This window comes from Cobetia sp. 5-11-6-3 (assembly GCF_013374055.1).
Taxonomy (GTDB): Bacteria; Pseudomonadota; Gammaproteobacteria; order Pseudomonadales; family Halomonadaceae; genus Cobetia; species Cobetia marina.
This window is the reverse complement of the sequence record NZ_BLWJ01000007.1, coordinates 71,962-88,428: the sequence shown is the minus strand read 5'-3', so window position 1 is coordinate 88,428 and position 16,467 is coordinate 71,962. Positions and strand designations below refer to the sequence as shown.

13 protein-coding genes are annotated in these 16,467 nt (G+C 62.2%); 6 read left to right on the top strand and 7 right to left on the bottom strand.

Annotated features, from left to right (window positions below):
• From HXS66_RS12590 to gloB, 4 genes are all read right to left on the bottom strand, one after another.
• Positions 1-1,089 (bottom strand): microcin C ABC transporter permease YejB, encoded by a 1,089-nt coding sequence (locus HXS66_RS12590; RefSeq protein ID WP_084208776.1) that lies wholly within the window; start codon positions 1,087-1,089, stop codon positions 1-3.
• Between the two features lie 170 nt (positions 1,090-1,259).
• The gene (locus HXS66_RS12585; protein ID WP_176503677.1) at positions 1,260-3,155 is read right to left on the bottom strand and encodes an extracellular solute-binding protein; all 1,896 of its coding nucleotides are present in this window, start codon (positions 3,153-3,155) and stop codon (positions 1,260-1,262) included.
• A 381-nt stretch (positions 3,156-3,536) separates the two neighbouring features.
• Positions 3,537-4,955: a LysM peptidoglycan-binding domain-containing protein gene (locus HXS66_RS12580; RefSeq protein ID WP_176493234.1), complete on the bottom strand. Its 1,419-nt coding sequence runs from the start codon at positions 4,953-4,955 to the stop codon at positions 3,537-3,539.
• Between the two features lie 177 nt (positions 4,956-5,132).
• Positions 5,133-5,921, bottom strand: a complete 789-nt coding sequence (gene gloB / locus HXS66_RS12575; protein ID WP_176503676.1) for a hydroxyacylglutathione hydrolase — start codon at positions 5,919-5,921, stop codon at positions 5,133-5,135.
• Between the two features lie 420 nt (positions 5,922-6,341).
• Between gloB and HXS66_RS12570 the strand changes: the two genes are divergently transcribed.
• The 4 genes from HXS66_RS12570 (at position 6,342) to nudC (ending at position 9,582) form a co-directional block, all read left to right on the top strand.
• Complete coding sequence (locus HXS66_RS12570; protein ID WP_077376780.1) at positions 6,342-7,187, top strand: methyltransferase domain-containing protein; 846 nt, start codon at positions 6,342-6,344, stop codon at positions 7,185-7,187.
• A gap of 191 nt (positions 7,188-7,378) precedes the next feature.
• Positions 7,379-7,879: a ribonuclease HI gene (rnhA, locus tag HXS66_RS12565; RefSeq protein WP_255303235.1), complete on the top strand. Its 501-nt coding sequence runs from the start codon at positions 7,379-7,381 to the stop codon at positions 7,877-7,879.
• A gap of 156 nt (positions 7,880-8,035) precedes the next feature.
• The gene (dnaQ, locus tag HXS66_RS12560; protein WP_077376774.1) at positions 8,036-8,809 is read left to right on the top strand and encodes a DNA polymerase III subunit epsilon; all 774 of its coding nucleotides are present in this window, start codon (positions 8,036-8,038) and stop codon (positions 8,807-8,809) included.
• A complete protein-coding gene (nudC, locus tag HXS66_RS12555; RefSeq protein ID WP_077376771.1) occupies positions 8,809-9,582 on the top strand; it encodes an NAD(+) diphosphatase in 774 nt (257 codons plus the stop codon). The genes dnaQ and nudC overlap by 1 nt, the downstream gene beginning before the upstream one ends.
• A gap of 118 nt (positions 9,583-9,700) precedes the next feature.
• On the opposite strand, the gene HXS66_RS12550 is transcribed toward nudC, so the two are convergent.
• Entirely contained in the window at positions 9,701-10,018 is a 318-nt protein-coding gene (locus HXS66_RS12550; protein WP_077376768.1) for an SCP2 sterol-binding domain-containing protein, read from the bottom strand.
• A 329-nt stretch (positions 10,019-10,347) separates the two neighbouring features.
• On the opposite strand from HXS66_RS12550, the gene sohB reads away from it, so the two are divergent.
• Entirely contained in the window at positions 10,348-11,442 is a 1,095-nt protein-coding gene (gene sohB / locus HXS66_RS12545) for a protease SohB (protein ID WP_176503674.1), read from the top strand.
• A gap of 263 nt (positions 11,443-11,705) precedes the next feature.
• Here the strand turns inward: sohB and HXS66_RS12540 are convergent, their stop codons facing one another.
• Complete coding sequence (locus tag HXS66_RS12540) at positions 11,706-12,020, bottom strand: helix-turn-helix transcriptional regulator (RefSeq protein WP_077376763.1); 315 nt, start codon at positions 12,018-12,020, stop codon at positions 11,706-11,708.
• A gap of 507 nt (positions 12,021-12,527) precedes the next feature.
• On the opposite strand from HXS66_RS12540, the gene HXS66_RS12535 reads away from it, so the two are divergent.
• Positions 12,528-14,498 (top strand): AMP-binding protein, encoded by a 1,971-nt coding sequence (locus HXS66_RS12535; protein ID WP_176503673.1) that lies wholly within the window; start codon positions 12,528-12,530, stop codon positions 14,496-14,498.
• Positions 14,499-14,618: 120 nt separating this feature from the next.
• Here HXS66_RS12535 and HXS66_RS12530 read toward each other — a convergent pair whose 3' ends face one another.
• Entirely contained in the window at positions 14,619-16,220 is a 1,602-nt protein-coding gene (locus tag HXS66_RS12530) for a Na+/H+ antiporter NhaC family protein (RefSeq protein ID WP_084208769.1), read from the bottom strand.
• Positions 16,221-16,467 lie beyond the last annotated feature (247 nt).

Genomic DNA, 16,467 nt, shown 5'->3' with positions numbered 1-16,467 from the left:
TCAAGCCTCCCGGGTCGCGAAGTCGATGCGCGGGTCGATCCACACATACATCAGGTCTGATACCAGTTTCAGGATCAGGCCAATCAGGGTGTACAGGTACAGGGTGCCGAAGATCAGCGGATAGTCGCGCTGCAGTACCGCCTCGAAGCCCAGCAGGCCCAGGCCATCGAGAGAGAAGATGACCTCGATCAGCAGCGAGCCGGTGAAGAAGATGCCGACCAGCGCCGCCGGCAGCCCCGCGATGATGATCAGCATGGCGTTGCGGAAGACATGTCCGTAGAGAATGCGGTTCTCGCTGGCCCCCTTGGCGCGCGCCGTCAGCACGTACTGCTTGTGGATCTCATCCAGGAAGCTGTTCTTGGTCAGCATCGTCAGGGTGGCGAAGCTGCCGATGGCGGAGGCCAGCACGGGAAGGGCGATGTGATGGAAATAATCGAGGACCTTGCCAAGCGTCGAGAGCTCCTCGAAATCCGGGGAGGTCAGCCCCCTGAGCGGGAACCAGTCGAGATAGCTGCCGCCGGCGAACACCACGATCAACAGGATCGCGAACAGGAAGCCCGGAATCGCGTAGCCGACGATGACGACACCCGAGGTCCAGACATCGAAGCGTGAGCCATGCACCAGTGCCTTGCGAATGCCCAGTGGTATCGACACCAGATAGACCAGCAGCGTCGTCCACAGGCCCAGGGAAATCGAGACGGGGAGTCGCTCCAGCATCAGGTCGATCACCGGGCGGTCGCGGAAGAAGCTGTCGCCGAAATCGAACTGCGCGTAGTCGACCACCATGTCGCGGAAGCGCTCCCAGGCGGGCTTGTCGAAGCCGAATTGCTGCTCCAGCTCGGCGATCAGGGCCGGGTCGACTCCCGAGGCTCCGCGGTAGGTGGAACTGGTGCCGGAGCCGCTGGTGACGCCATCGCCACCCCCACTGTTCAGCCGTGTGCTGGCCCCGGCGCTGAGGCCGTCAAGACGCGACATCAGCTGCTCGATGGGCCCGCCGGGAGCCGCCTGGACGATCAGGAAATTCAGCAACAGGATTCCAAGCAGTGTCGGAATCATCAACAGGACTCGGCGCAGAATATAGGCACCCAAGAGCAATCTCCCTGCGTGTCATGCGGCCGCCTTGTGAGTGGCGGTCCGGATGGCATCGTGTTCATTCATGGTTGAGCAATCGCCGGGGCGGGCCTTGCAGACGCCCCATGTCGGTCGTGCTGGCCAATGCCGAGGGATGCGCGGCAGTTGGCCATCTTCACGCGAGTGTTTCAGTCGTCTGACTCGTCATCAGCCTCAGCCCCGGGGACGATCCACCAGCTGTCCAGGCTCAGCAGATACTCCGGGAACGGCTGCGGATAGCCGAACTTGTCCCACAGCGCGATGCGAGTCGCCGCGAGATGCCACTGCGGCACGACATGGAAGCCCCAGCGCAGCACGCGATCCAGTGCTCGTGTGGCGCTCAGCAGATCTTCGCGGGTCTGGGCCTGGATCAGGGCATCGGTGAGTGCATCGATGACCGGACTCTTCAGACCGATCAGGTTGCGCGAGCCGGCGACATCGGCGTAGTCACTCGTCCAGTACTCGCGCTGTTCGCTGCCGGGACTGTTGGACTGGGGGTAACTGCCGACCACGACATCGAAATCGAAGCTTCGCCGACGATTGATGTACTGGTTGACGTCGACGGTGCGGATACGCGCCTGGATGCCGATGCGTGCCAGATTGCGAATCCACGGCTGGATGACCCGTTCGAACTGGGTGTCGTAGTTGAGGACTTCCAGTGTCAGCGGCTTGCCCGTCTCGTGATTGACCAGCTGGCCATCCGCGACGCGATAGCCAGCGTCCCGAAGCAGGTTGAGTGCCTTGCGCAGCCGCGGGCGCAGTTCCGTGGGCTCATCGATGGGCAGCGGGTCGCGGAAGACGGCGGCGGGCAACTGGTCCTTGAACGGCTCAAGCAGGGCTAGTTCCCGTCCTTCAGGCAGGCCATTCGCGGCCATGTCCGAATTCTCGAAATAGCTGTGGGTCTGCTGGTAGGCGCCGTAGAAGAGATTGCGGTTGACCCAGTCGAAATCGAAGACCAGTGCCAGGGCTTCGCGTACCCGCGGGTCCTGGAAGCGCGCGCGGCGTTCATTGAGCACGAAGCCCTGCATGCCGGCAGGATTGCTGTCTGGCACCTCCAGCTTCTTCAGACGCCCATCTCTGAGCGCAGGCGTGTCATAGGCCGTCGCCCAGTTCTTGGCGCTGCTCTCCACATGTAGGTCAATGCTGCCGGCCTTGAAGGCCTCCAGCGACACGCTCTGGTCGCGGTAATAGTCATAGACCAGTGTCTGGATGTTATGGCGTCCCTTGTTGACGGGCAGGTCCTTGCCCCAGTAATCCGCGACACGCTCATAGCGTACCTGGCGTCCGGGATCCAGCGAGGCCATGCGGTAAGGCCCTGAGCCAAGCGGCAGTTCCAGCGTGGCGCGGGTGAAATCACGTGTCTTCCAGTAATGCTCGGGCAGGACCGGCAGCTGACCTATGATCAAGGGCAGCTCGCGGGCGGCGTCGGGGGCCATGTCGAAGCGAACGGTATCGGTGTCGATCAGGCTGACGCGAGTGACATCGTGGTAGTAGCTCTTGAAGAAGGGCAGGCCATCCTTCATCAGCAGATGATAGGTGAAGACGACATCCTCGGCGGTGACGGGTTCCCCATCATGAAAGCGTGCGCGGGGATCGATATCGAATTCGATGGCACTGCGGTCTTCTGCCAGTCGGATCCCGCTGGCCAACAGGCCATATTCAGTGAAGGGTTCATCGGCAGACTGGGTGAGCAGGGTGTCATAGATCAACCCGCCGAAATAATTGAGCCCTGCCACCGAGTTGCCCTTGAGGATGAAGGGGTTGGTGGAGTCGAAGCTGCCGATGGCGGCGCGAGTCATGCGTCCGCCGATGGGGGCGTCAGGATTCACGTAGGGGAAGTGCGTGAAGCCTGCCGGATGTGCCGGTTCGCCATAGATGGCCAGTCCGTGCACGGTCGGCACGTCCAGGGGGGCCACGGGAGTCTTCTGATCAGTGGTCCGCGATGAGGATGCATGCGCCGGTGCAATGGCGGAGAGAATCAGAGCCCCGAGGCACAGTGCACAAAGTAGGCGTGCATGCCGAGGGATAAGAGAAGCAGCCTGCATCAAAGGACATCCTTGAATGGGGGATCATGGCGCGAAGGGCCAGGTGACAATGTCGGGCGGCACTGGTGGACACAAGGCAGGCGAGTCAACTCACTGCCAGGGGTCCGCAAGCATCGACCCCGCCAAGAGTATCGAAGTTCCCCGTTATCGACCATTGTTCGGCCACGACGAGGGCGACTGACTGGTGTCAGTGCCGGCGTTTCAGTGTCTGTTGTTGCCTCGCGGTGCCGGTCACCGGGTGTCGGCCACCGAGTGCTGGAGGAGTCCAGGCTGACAGGTGCCTGATATCAAGACGCCCCCGCCATGGAGCATGGCGGGGGCGTCTTGATGTTGCGTACGTGCTACGTAGTTGCTGCGTAGGAGCTGCGCAGGCGATGGCGCTCAGTTGGCGCTGTAGAGCGTCAGCATCTGGCCCGGACGCAGATAATCGGCGGAAGAGAGCTTGTTCCAACGCGCGATCTGGCGGGTGGTGACATTGTGACGCGCCGCAATCACCGACAGCGAATCGCCACGCTTGACGCGCACCTTCTTGAGGCCGTTGGCTTCTGCGAGTTGCGCCGCTGCCACGCCGCGAGTGGCGTCAGGCACCAACAGAGGCTGACCGACCCGGATGGTGTTGCCGCTCAGGCGATTCTTCTGCTTGAGCTCCGCCAGTGTCAGTCCACTGCGACGGGCGATGACCGACAGGCTGTCGCCACGCTGGACACGGTACTCCGCCCAGCTTTCGCGGGTCTCTTGCGGCAGGGTCTCAAGCTTGCTGAGGAAGGTGTCACGTGCCGTGGCCGGAATCACCAGCGAGCTGTCTCCCGGGCTTGTCGCCCACCGCTTGTACGCGGGATTCAGGGTGCGCAGCTCGCTTTCGCTGATGCCAGCCAGTCTGGCGGCAACGGAAAGGTCAAGCTGGCCCCGGGTATCGACAGCGGCGATTTCCGGGGTGTCCGGAATCGCCGGCAGATTCAGGCCGTACTCTTCGGGTTCACGGATCACCGCAGCCAGCGCCAGCAGCTTGGGCACGTACTCCATGGTCTCGCTGGGCAGCTTGATGTTCCAGTAATCCTCATCCCCTGAGCCGGCACGTCGGCGCGCGCGGTTCACGGTGCCGGCGCCGGCGTTGTAGGCGGCCAGCGCAAGTTCCCAGTCTCCGTCGTACCAGCGCTCGCCCTGGGACTGCAGATAATCCAGTGCGGCATCGGTGGCCATCAGGACGTCCTTGCGGCCGTCGTACCAGCGGTTGCGGGTCAGGCCCATGGCATCGCCGGTCTGGGGCATGAACTGCCACATGCCGGTGGCGCCGCCGGGGTGGGCGGCATCCGGATCATAGGCACTCTCGATGAAAGGCAGCAGGGCAAGTTCGGCCGGAAGGCCGCGCGCCTCGGTGCGACGCGTCACATAACGCAGCCAGGGGCGAGCCTGTTCGGCGATACGCTCCACGTGCTCCGGGTGCTCTTCATACCAGTCGATCCATTTGCGTACTCGAGGGCGTCCGGTGTCCTGCTGCAGCTGATAGCCGGCACGCAGGCGCTCCCACACATCATCGTAGCGCGCAGGCACCGCATCGATGGCTTGCATGAAATTCAGAGGAGCGCTCTGATGCACGCTGGTGGGTGTCAGGTCGTCGAGCGCCCGGGAGCTTGCATTGGCAGGAGTCGCCATCAGCGGCAGGCACAGGCCGGCTCCGAGCGAGGCGAGGCGAATCAGGTAACGCAGACGTTCAGCAGTCAGTGGCAGGCGGGCCGGCGTGTCGGCGGCAGATGTCTTGATGACAGAGGTGTCGTCGGTACGGAGGTCTTGCTGATGCATTGACGGAGTACTCTTTGGCGAGCCAGCGTCGGATGGGCACGACACGGGCTCAGCATGCCGGACATTCCGGCGCAAACTGTGACTGCGGGGGCTGATCGGGATCACGAGAACCCGACCCGCTGTCACGCGAGACGCCTGCCCATCTTCAGGTCGTGGGCAGGCGCGCGGTCAGCGGGTCTAGAAGCTGTCCTTCCACTGGCGCAGTGCCGTGAAGGCTGCCAGTGACGTGAGGGACTGGTCCTCTGAGGCAGTGAGGCGCCCTTGCTGGAGCAAGCGTTGTTGCAAGGTGGGGTCATCGCTGCGCAGGAAGGGGTTGATCTGTCTTTCACGCGCGATGCGACTCGGGAGGGTCGGGCGGCCGGTCTCGCGGGCGCGCTCACACCCGGCGATCACCTGATCGCGTTGCGTGTTGTCAGGCTCCGCCGCGCGGGAAAATGCCAGGTTGGCCAGGGTGTACTCGTGAGCCGGGAAGACGAGGGTGTCTTCAGGGAGTGATGCCAGGCGCGTGAGTGACTGGTGCATCTGCTCTGGTGTGCCTTCGAACAGACGGCCACAGCCCGCACTGAAGAGGGTGTCCCCGCAGAACAGCAGCCCCGGCATGCCGGCACTCACGAACGCGATGTGGTCCAGTGTGTGGCCGGGCACTTCCAGGACATCGAACAAGCGTCCCTGCACGCGCACGCTGTCACCATCGGCGACACGCACATCGATTCCCTCGATGGCCGGGTTGTGCGGGCCGACCACGCGAGGGCGGTAGCGCTTGATCAGCTCGGGGAGGCCGCCGGTGTGATCCTGATGGTGGTGAGTGATCAGAATCGTGTCCAGAGCCAGGCCGCGGGTTTCCAGAACCTCGATCACCGGCGTGGCATCACCCGGATCGACGACGGCAACCGTGTCGCTGTCGTCGCTCTGGATCAGCCAGATATAGTTGTCCTGAAAGGCCGCTATGGGCGTAACGCTCATCATGGTGGTCAGGTACTCTTGTCGTGTCGGTATCCCATTGCGTGACGGGGGAGGCTGCCGGTGACGTGACCGAATGAAAGAACTTGGCAGTTCCGTCCCGCTGGCGATTGGCGCAAGCCTTCGCCAGGCATATGGTGGATACGATGTCTTCAAGTGATGTCGAGGCCATTGCTCACGGAGGTTTTGGCGTGGCATCGACGATGCGATTTCTCATCGGACAGCCCGGGGCGTTCATCGCCGCTCTTTTCCGGGGTGTCTGGCGTTGGCAGCGCGCAAGCGGCTGGCGTATCGCCATGCAAAGGCGTAAAGCCTGCCGAGCAAGCGGGTAAGTGTCAAACCTCTTGTGGTGTGAGAATGTAGAAGTGTGTGACATCTTGCTTGCGCGTGGGGCGCTCCCCCATGAAAGAGACGGGAGATGCAGGGATGTGGAAAAGTCGCTCACGCGGGGCGGATTCCGCTGCGCAACTCACCCCGGAAGCGCGTCGCCGACAGCACGCGCGGCTGCTGGGCGCCCACGTGCGAGCGATGCGCGCCTTTCTTGAAGGGGCGGACGGCAAGGACATTCTCATCGCCGAGCGCGAGATGTTGACGCCACTGTTCGAGCGTTGCTTCGGCTTCCACAGTCTGTGTCTGGGGCCGGGAGACAATGACCTGCTCTCCTTGTCTCCCATCCGGCATGCCATCCATTGGGCGCCGGAGCCCGCCCTGGCCCAGTCGCCATCGACCCTCATCTGCCCGCTCACTCAGCTGGCCCTGCCAGATGAAAGCATGGACATGGTGATGATCCATCATCTGCTGGAGGTCGCACCGGAGCCTCATCGCCTCTTGCGCGAAGCGGCGCGTGTCCTGCGCTCCAGCGGTTGTCTGATCATCGTCGCCTGGCAGCCGATGTCCGGGGAAGGGCTGCTGCGCCTCGACCCCCGGCGGCGGCACATCACTCCCTGGGAAGGCAGCTGGCGCACCCCGGCGGCGCTCAGGGACTGGTTGGCCTTCGTGGACTTCGAGATCGAGCGTATCGACTACGCGGGGTTTCACCTGCCTGGCTTGCGCCTGCGCCATGGTTGGCTCGAGCGGATGGGACGCCGTTACAACCTGCCTCTGGGCAGCCTGATGCTGATACGGGCCCGTCGCAATGTCGGGTACGTGCAGCCTCTGAATGCCAAGCGCTCACGCGTGGCGATTCCCGGTGTCGCCATCGGGCAGGTGACCCGCCTGCATTCACGCGACAATCATGACTCCCGTTCGTCGGATGACTCGGGCAAGGTGTGAGCCGTGCAGGGCATGCCGACACGCCGTCCGTGTCGCCAGGTGGGCTGATATGGACTGTAAGGACACACAGGTCGCTTTGCCGCTATCCGGCATGAGCGGTTAGAATGTCGCCCTGGCAGCAAGCCCGCGTCGAAGTGACGTCGCGTCGTGTCATTGCCTGTGTCCTGTCCTTTCTCCAAGAGTGTTCCCCTGTGAGTCACAGTGTCTCCTCGTCCGATCTCGCCAATGATGCCTCCTCAGCCGCCCCCAGCCCTCGGGTGATCATCCACACCGATGGTGCCTGCCGGGGAAATCCCGGCCCGGGAGGGTGGGGAGCCATTCTCGTCAGTGGCAAGCATCGCAAGGAACTCAAGGGCAGCGAACAGGACACCACCAACAATCGCATGGAGCTTATGGCCGCCATCGAGGCCCTGAAGGCGTTGACCCGGCGCTGTGACGTGGTGCTGTGGACGGACTCCGAATACGTCAAGAATGGCATCACCAAGTGGGTCCATGGCTGGGTCAAGCGCGGCTGGAAGACGGCTGCCAAGCAACCGGTCAAGAATGAGGCGCTGTGGAAGGCGTTGCTGGAACAGAGTCAGCGTCATGATATCGAGTGGCGCTGGGTCAAGGGCCACAGTGGCGACGAAGGCAATGAACGTGCCGATAGCCTTGCCAATGAAGCGATCGATGAGATGCAGTCACGCCGTTGAGCACGCGGCCACTGGCCCGGCAGCTCAGAGTCAGGTGCCACCGAGTCACAAACCTCAGCGTCAGAAGCACCAGCGTCGGATACATCAGGACCAGTGTCTTCAGAGCCAAGTTCACCCGGACCCGTTCACCAGGTCCCGTTCACCAAGAGGTCTGAGATGCGTCAGATTATTCTCGATACCGAAACGACCGGTATCGACCCGAAGGAAGGCCACCGTCTGATCGAGATCGGTGCGGTGGAGATGATCAATCGCCGTTTGACGGGGCGCACTTATCACCAGTACATCAATCCGGAACGATTGATCGATGAAGAGGCGATCGGCGTCCACGGCATCACCGATGAACGGGTCGCCAATGAGCCGGTCTTCGCGGACGTGGCGGATGCCTTCTGGGAGTTCATCAAGGGCGCCCAGCTCGTCATTCACAACGCGCCCTTTGACGTCGGCTTCATTGATCATGAATTCGGCCTGATCAATCCACGGCGTAGCCAGCCGCTGGGGCCGGTGGCGGAACACTGCGCGATCCTCGATACCCTGAAGCTCGCCCGTGAGAAGCACCCCGGTCAGCGCAACAATCTGGATGCGCTGTGCAAGCGCTACGATATCGACAATGGGCACCGCGTGCTGCACGGTGCCTTGCTGGATGCGGAGATCCTCGGCGACGTCTATCTGGCGATGACCGGCGGGCAGACGGCGCTCGGGCTGGACGACATAGACGATGGCGATGAGGGAGAGGGCGGCATTGTCGGGGTGCGTCGCCTTCGGGCGGACCGCCCGCGTCTGGTCACGCCCGGGCTCTCGGCGCTGGAGCTTGAGCGCCATGCTGCCTGGTGCGAGGAAATTCGTGCCAAGACAGAATGTGCCTTTGACAAGGTGGCGATCGACGCGCTGGGCAGCCTTGACGGCAGAGGCAACCCGGGAGGCGCTGTCTGATGCTGATACGTGATCTGTCACGAGTGAACCAGCGTCAGGGTTACCTGATTCGCATCGGGCGCGACGGGGTCGCCCCGGCGCCCGATGGCGGCATCATTCAACCGCCATGCGACTGGCCATCCGGCGCGATTGCACTGGGAGAGTGGCAGGGGGCGCCGATCGCCGTGCTTGGCGAGAATGGGTCTTCCGAGTGGCCAGGCGCTCGGCAATGGTTGCATTCACTGCCCAGAGAGCAGTTCCCGCTGCTCTCAAGTGCCCTGCAGGTGCTCAAGTGGGCGCGGGACCATCGTTTCTGTGGACGTTGTGGCAAGCGAATGAAACGTCTGGAACATGAGTTCGCGATGCACTGTACCGGTTGTCAGCATCGCAGCTATCCGCGAATCTCACCCTGCATCATCACGCTGATCACGCGTGGGCGTGAGTTGCTGCTGGCACGCAGTCCGCGTTTCGGGCCCGGCATGTACTCGACCCTGGCCGGCTTCATCGAAGCCGGGGAAAGCGCCGAGGAAGCGGTAAGGCGCGAGGTCCTGGAGGAAGTGGGTGTCGAGGTCGGGCGCGTGAGTTACTTCCAGAGCCAATCCTGGCCATTTCCTCACTCCTTCATGTTGGGATACTACGCCGAATATGCGGGCGGGGAGATCGCCATTGATGGCCATGAGATAGAGGATGCCCAGTGGTTCACACCTGAATCCTTGCCTGGCTTGCCGCCGAAGTTCTCGATCTCGCATGCTTTGATCGACAACTTCCTGCGCTCGGTGGCCAGCGGCCGCTGACGCCTGGCACTCCGGGCTGTCAATGAAAACGCCCCTGCCAATGGCAGGGGCGTTTTCATTGGCGGTATCGCTCATCGAGCGATACCGATCAGCAGAGGTCACATCCGCTGTTCTGCCGTCACTTGTTCGGGAAGAGTGAGGTCAGCTTGGTGGCCAGCATGATGTTGCCGGTCGCTTTCAGGCGGCCCGTCATGAAGGCCTGCATGCCGTCGACTTCGCCCTTCATCACGCCCTTGAGGGTATCGCTGTCAGTGGACAGCGTGACGGACGGATCGTCGTGCTCCCCTTCGCCCACGTCCAGGGTGCCATCCTTGACGACCATGTAGTAGTCATCACTGTCGGTGATGTTGAACTGGAAGACGTCGTTCATGCCCTTGGCGGCGTCCGGGTTGAAGCGACTTTTCAGCATCTCGATGACGGCGTTGGCGTCTGCCATGGCAATATTCCTTTTCAATGGTGAAGGCTGGGAAAGTGGATATGGGGTTCAGCACTTTCAAGGCTGTGCATCAGACTATTTCAAACGATCGTTCCAATCAAGCGCCGAAGATGATCTCTTCCGTTGCAGTGGCCCTTGCGCTGACCGGATCAACCGGCGTTGTGCCACCCTGCCTCGCAGCGCCGTGCTCGCCTTGCAGAGAGGGTCATTTGCCCCCATGTAGCAGGAATCTCACAGCTGGCCTGGTGGCCGCTAAAGTCGTTGTCCGTCAGACAGATCCGTGCAGGTCGCGGTGTCCGACGACACCCATGTCGTTCAGGAGCAAGTGCATGCAATGGTTATCGGAATATGGCCTCTTTCTCGCCGAGGCAGTCACGGTGGTGGTGGCCATTGGGGCGATCATCCTCATGATCGTGCGTGCCCGTCACGGGGATAGTGGTGAACGCGAGGCTCGCCTCAAGATTCGTCCCTGGCATGAGCGCATGCAGCACCTCCAGCGGGAATTGGGACAGGCCGGGTTGGAAGATGCCGAGCGCACCGCCAATGCCAAGGCACGCGCCAAGAAGGAAAAGCAGGAGGCCAAGTCTCTCAAGAAGGCGCTCAAGGCCAAGGCGAAGCGCAAGCCTTCAGATGACGTTCAGGAACAGGACTCCACTGCCGGGCGTCGGGTGTTCGTGCTCGACTTCGTCGGCGATATCAAGGCGACGGGAGTGGAAAGCCTCGCCGAGCAGGTCACCGCGCTGGAAGGCGTGCTGACCGACAAGGATGAAGTGGTACTGCGACTGGAGTCTGGTGGTGGCCTGGTGCACGCCTACGGTCTGGCCGCCGCACAGCTGGATCGTCTGCGTGCGGCAGGAGCGCGTCTGACGATTACCGTCGACAAGGTGGCCGCGAGTGGCGGGTACATGATGGCGTGTGCCGCTGATCACGTCGTGGCGGCGCCGTTTGCCGTGATAGGGTCCATCGGCGTCGTGGCACAGGTGCCCAATGTGTACCGTCTTCTCAAGAAGCACGATGTCGATGTGGAGATCCTGACGGCTGGGCGTTACAAGCGAACGCTGACGATGCTGGGGGAGAATACGGAAGAAGGGCGTGAAAAGTTCCTGTCTGACCTGGCACGCACCCATGATCTGTTCAAGCAGCACGTCGGTAGCCGTCGTCCGCAACTGGATGTGGAGGCCGTGTCACAAGGGGACATCTGGTATGGCAGCGAGGCGATCGCGATCGGTCTGATCGATGAGGTGGGCACAAGTCAGGCGCTGCTGGCTGGCTATCTCAAGCAGGATCTCAAGATATTCGAAGTCAGTCTTGAAAAGCCGCGTCGCATGATGGATCGATTCGGGAAGGGGGTGACGCTGAGTCTGGATCGTGTGCTTGACCGCGTGCTGGAGCGCAATGTCGAGTCACGCTGGCAGCAGCACTGAGACCTTCGCGAATCGAGACCTGCGGAAAACAGGATCTGCGCGAATCGTGATCTGCAGGCGCCAGGCTCTGCACGAATGCAAGTCTGTGGGCAATGGCGGCCATTCCCTGGCCATCCGTCAAACGAGGAGTGAGGAAGGTGCGAGAGACCCGGTTATGTTGCGGGTCTGGCTCAGCCTGGTCATGGCATCACGTCGCGACATGGCGTGACCGGATGATCCGATGGCTTCCCTCAAGGGCGTCAGTCTTCGACTGGCGCCCTTTTTCAGCGATAGAGTTGTTGAAGCGTGCGGATCACGCCTGCAGCGTTGGGGCCCAGCAGTGAGTAGTAGATGGTCTGTGACGCCCGGCGAGTCCGCACCATGCCTTCGCGACGCAGAATGGCCAGATGCTGCGACAGGGCTGACTGGGAAAGTTCGAGACGTGAATTCAGTTCACTGACCGACATTTCGCTTTCACTGAGCAGGCAGAGAATTCGCAAGCGATTTTCATTGCCCATTGCCTTCAACAGGGCAGTGGCTTCCTCGATCACGCGATCACCTGCCTGGTGTAACGTGATGACATCATCTTGCGCAGGCATGGCGGGTTTCCTCGCGGTTGAGACCTTGGCATTCATTGGTGAGCTCCGGTGCTGTCTGGGGGATTCCATCATCAGATTGGCCGTCCTTGTGGTGTCAGGCATGAAGTATCCTTGTTTTAGTGAATCATCAATAACTCCACGTGCTACGTCCAAGGCAATATTAAACGATAAATCATCGAGGGTGGTCTGATCAGGGGTGGACTTTTCCTTTTCCTGACGCTGGTCGACATACGGTCGTTCGTTTCACTGCGTGCCGATGACGTCATACGACGAACTGACCAGAGTTGGATGCCTCATCTGACATTCACACGGTCGGGTTTTGGCCTAAGGTTCTGATAGTGCGCATGCGCGTCACCTGCCATCAGCGTGGTGGGACACTTGGGGTCGCCAGCTGTCAGCATCTTCCAGGCGCAGTCCCCGAGTCGAAGGCGCGTAAGGCGTGATACTGCTTTCTGATGGCAACGCCATGCCATGAACCCCGTGCCAGCATCGTCAACGAGGTAAGCCATGCCTGAGACCGCCAAGCGATCCGCACGCGAGCACTACGAATCACTTGTCTCGCGTGCCAATCAAGCGCCAGAGGACTTCTGGGCTGAGCAGGCCAGGCGCATCGTCTGGTTCCGTGATCCATCGACCATCCTGGCCTGGGATGCCCAGGAGCACGCCCGTTGGTTCATTGATGGCGAGATGAATATCTGTCATGCCGCGCTGGATCATCACGTGGCCAATGGCCGCGGGGATCAGGTGGCGCTCTACTGGGACTCTCCCGTCACTGACAGCAAGTGCCAGTACACCTATCGAGAGCTTCGCGACGAAGTGGCCAGGCTGGCGGGTGCCCTGCGTGACAAGGGGGTCGAGAAGGGTGATCGCGTGATCATCTACATGCCGATGGCGGCGGAGGCCGCGATGGCGATGCTGGCCTGCGCACGCCTGGGGGCGGTGCATTCCGTGGTCTTCGGAGGATTCTCCCCCAAGGAGCTGGCCGTACGGATCGATGATGCGACGCCCAAGGTCATCCTGGCGGCCTCCTGTGGCATCGAGGTCGACCGTGTCATTCCCTACAAGCCGTGGCTGGATGAGGCGATCGAACTTGCGACGCATACGCCAGAGGCCTGCCTGATCCTGCAGCGTGAGCAGCAACGAGCCACCCTGGGGCCGCGAGACCACGATTGGCAGGAATGTCTGGCGCATGCCCAGGCCACGGAAGCGGTCAGCATGCTGGGAAGCGAGCCGCTCTATATCCTCTATACCTCAGGCACCACCGGGACGCCCAAGGGTGTGGTGCGCGATCACGCCGGCTACGCCGTGGCACTGCATTACTCCATGGAAATTCTCTACGGGACCCGCCCGGGGGACACCTTCATGGCAGCCTCCGATATCGGCTGGGTCGTGGGGCATTCCTATATCGTCTATGGCCCGTTGCTGGTGGGAGCCTCGACGGTCATGTATGAAGGCAAGCCGGTCAGGACGCCGGATGCCGGAGCCTTCTGGCGCTTGATCGAGGAGTATCGGATCAACTGCTTCTTCACGGCACCGACCGCCTTCAGAGCCATCAAGAAGGAAGACCCCGACGCCAGCCTGATGGCCGGGCGTGACCTGTCCAGCCTGCGCAGCCTGTTCCTGGCGGGGGAGCGACTCGATCCTCCCACCTATCATTGGTTGAATGACCTGCTGCCAGTGCCGATCGTGGATCACTGGTGGCAGACGGAAACCGGCTGGCCGGTCGCGGGAAATCTGCTCGGTCTCGACATGATCACTCGCCAGGCGAGTGGTCCCCGAGCGCCGGTCGAGGCACGCGCGGGCAGTGCGACCTGGCCGTTGCCCGGTTTCAATGTGCAGGTGCTCGATGGCCTGGGGGATGAGGTCGAACCCGGGGTGCAGGGCAACGTGGTCATTCAGCAGCCGCTGCCGCCCGGGTGTCTCACGGGGCTCTATCACAATTCCGCGCGTTTCCACGCCGCCTACCTGGCGGCGTACCCCGGCTACTATCTGACGGGAGACGGCGGCTATCTTGACGAGGACGGCTACCTCTTCGTGATGGGGCGCATCGATGACGTCATCAATGTGGCAGGGCATCGCCTGTCCACCGGGGAAATGGAACAGGTCCTCGGCTCACACGAGGCAGTGGCGGAATGTGCGGTGATCGGCATCGAGGATTCGCTCAAGGGCGAGATGCCGCTGGGACTGGTGATCATCAAGGATGCCTGGCGCGGTGACGAATCTGCTCTTCGTCAGGCGCTGGCGCAGCGTGTGCGCGATGAGATAGGGGCGATCGCCTCGCTCAAGGACGTACTGATCGTCGAGCGGCTGCCCAAGACACGCTCCGGCAAGATTCTGCGCAAGATGATCCGTCAGATCGCCGCGGGAGAGCAGTACCAGATTCCCTCGACCATCGATGATCCGGCGAGTCTGGAGGATGTGCGTGAGGCATTGAGCGAGGCAGGCGTCGGTCTGGCCGGGCAGGCGCGCAGCGCTTGAGTGACGTGAGCATTGCCGGTGAGTGAACGCTTGGGCGCAGATCGCGCCTGCCGCAAACACAAGGCCCCCGTCATGAACCATGACGGGGGCCTTGTGTTCTTGCGTGGAGCGATCAGTTCATCAGGTGCGTGCGACCACGGGGTTGGCGCGCTCCCGACGGGCAAGCCAGGCGATGCTGACGACCAGCAGCCCTGCCAGACTCAGCCAGCCGAACAGCGTGCTGTCGGTCAGGCCCATCACCAGGTACGCCAGCAACGAGATGCAGGCGCCCAGCAGCGCGTAGGGCAACTGCGTCATGACGTGATCGATGTGATGGCAGCTCGCGCCCGTCGAGGACAGGATGGTGGTGTCGGAAATCGGTGAGCAGTGGTCACCGAAGACCGAGCCCGCCAGTACGGCACCCATCATCGGCAGCATCATCGCGATCTCGGTGGCTGCCGCCATGTCTCCGGCGATCGGCAGCATGATGCCAAAGGTGCCCCAGCTGGTGCCGGTGGCGAAGGCCATCAGGCCGGACAGCACGAACAGCAACATCGGAAGCCAGGTGGGGGAGACCACGCCATCCACCAGCGTCGCCAGGTATTCGCCCGTGCCGAGTGAGCCGATGATGCCGGTCAGCATCCAGGCGAACACCAGGATATAGACGGCCGGCAGCATCGAGCGCGCGCCCTGGACGATGGCACCGATGCTGCGGCCAGTGCCCATGCGGTGACGCAGCAGCATCATCACGGCGGCGAGCAGGCCGATGGCACCGCCGATGATCAGCGATCCTGCGACATCGGTCAGTTCGAAGGCACGCACCAGGCCGAATGCCTCGCCCTTGGCGGCCAGCGCACTGGCGCCGGTCTGCACGATCATGAAGAAGGTGGCGATCACCAGCACGATGATCGGAATCAGCAGATCCACGGGGCGGCCACGTTCCGACTCTTCGACATGGGTGTTGCCGGGAGGATTGCCACGGCTGGCGTCAAACAGCTCGCCATCACGCGCGGCGATGGCATGTCGGCGCATGGCACCGAAGTTGATGTCGAACCAGGCCGAGGCGATCACCAGCACCAGCGCCGCAATCGCGTAATAGTTGAGCGCGGAAAGCTCCAGGAAGGCACCGAAGGGGCTGACATCGGTGATGTGGTGCGTGGCCAGGATTCCAGCGATCAAGCTGATGATGTAGGCGCCCCAGCTGGAGATGGGGGTCAGCACGCATACCGGTGCGGCGGTGGAGTCGATCAGATAGGCCAGACGAGCCCGCGACAGGCCCTGGCGATCCGTCAGGGGGCGGCAGATGTTGCCGACCGCCAGGCTGTTGAAGTAGTCATCGATGAAGATGAAGACTCCCAGCAGGACGGTCATCAGCTGCGAGCCGCGACGGGTAGTAACCCGTTCACGCGCCCAGTTGCCGAAGGCGCGCGTACCGCCGGCCAGAGTGATGACACCGACCATCGCCCCGAGAGCGAGCAGAAACAGCAGGATATAGACATTCCAGCTGTTGAGCGTGACATCGGCCAGTTGACCGCTGTCCGGCAGCTCGACGAAGACCGCGACCAGCTGGCGCCAGAGATAATCCAGCGTGGTGAGCGGTGAGAAATCATTCAGCAGCAGAGCGCCAGAGACAATACCCAGCCCAAGGGAGAGCATGACGCGACGTGTCAGTATTGCGAGACCGATGGCTATGATCGGGGCGAGCAGCGAAAGCGGGGACGCCGCGTAGCTGGTCAGTTCCATGTATCACCTGTTTTCAAAGGCAGGCGCCGGGACAATGCGCGCTGCCGGGTGCCGTAATGGCTGTTAGGGTGCGTGGGCGTCAGGGGAGAGCACCGTCCTGATGTGGCGCATCCGACCGGCCGCAGTCGTGGTGTCGCAACTGGGGGAGGGCGTCGCTGATGCGCCGAACACGTCCTGCAGCATCAGGCTGACCGATGCCTGCAGGTGGGAAGGGGGCGCATTATGCCCGAGAGGATCAGACAGCGAA

Bases quoted from the DNA above. Each gene is read 5' to 3' on its own strand.
- HXS66_RS12585 (WP_176503677.1), bottom strand. From the start codon at position 3,155: ATGCAGGCTGCTTCTCTTATCCCTCGGCATGCACGCCTACTTTGTGCA.
- HXS66_RS12530 (WP_084208769.1), bottom strand. From the start codon at position 16,220: ATGGAACTGACCAGCTACGCGGCGTCCCCGCTTTCGCTGCTCGCCCCG.
- nudC (WP_077376771.1), top strand. From the start codon at position 8,809: ATGCTGATACGTGATCTGTCACGAGTGAACCAGCGTCAGGGTTACCTG.
- sohB (WP_176503674.1), top strand. From the start codon at position 10,348: ATGCAATGGTTATCGGAATATGGCCTCTTTCTCGCCGAGGCAGTCACG.
- dnaQ (WP_077376774.1), top strand. From the start codon at position 8,036: ATGCGTCAGATTATTCTCGATACCGAAACGACCGGTATCGACCCGAAG.
- HXS66_RS12540 (WP_077376763.1), bottom strand. From the start codon at position 12,020: ATGCCTGCGCAAGATGATGTCATCACGTTACACCAGGCAGGTGATCGC.
- HXS66_RS12550 (WP_077376768.1), bottom strand. From the start codon at position 10,018: ATGGCAGACGCCAACGCCGTCATCGAGATGCTGAAAAGTCGCTTCAAC.
- HXS66_RS12535 (WP_176503673.1), top strand. From the start codon at position 12,528: ATGCCTGAGACCGCCAAGCGATCCGCACGCGAGCACTACGAATCACTT.
- HXS66_RS12570 (WP_077376780.1), top strand. From the start codon at position 6,342: ATGTGGAAAAGTCGCTCACGCGGGGCGGATTCCGCTGCGCAACTCACC.
- gloB (WP_176503676.1), bottom strand. From the start codon at position 5,921: ATGATGAGCGTTACGCCCATAGCGGCCTTTCAGGACAACTATATCTGG.
- HXS66_RS12580 (WP_176493234.1), bottom strand. From the start codon at position 4,955: ATGCATCAGCAAGACCTCCGTACCGACGACACCTCTGTCATCAAGACA.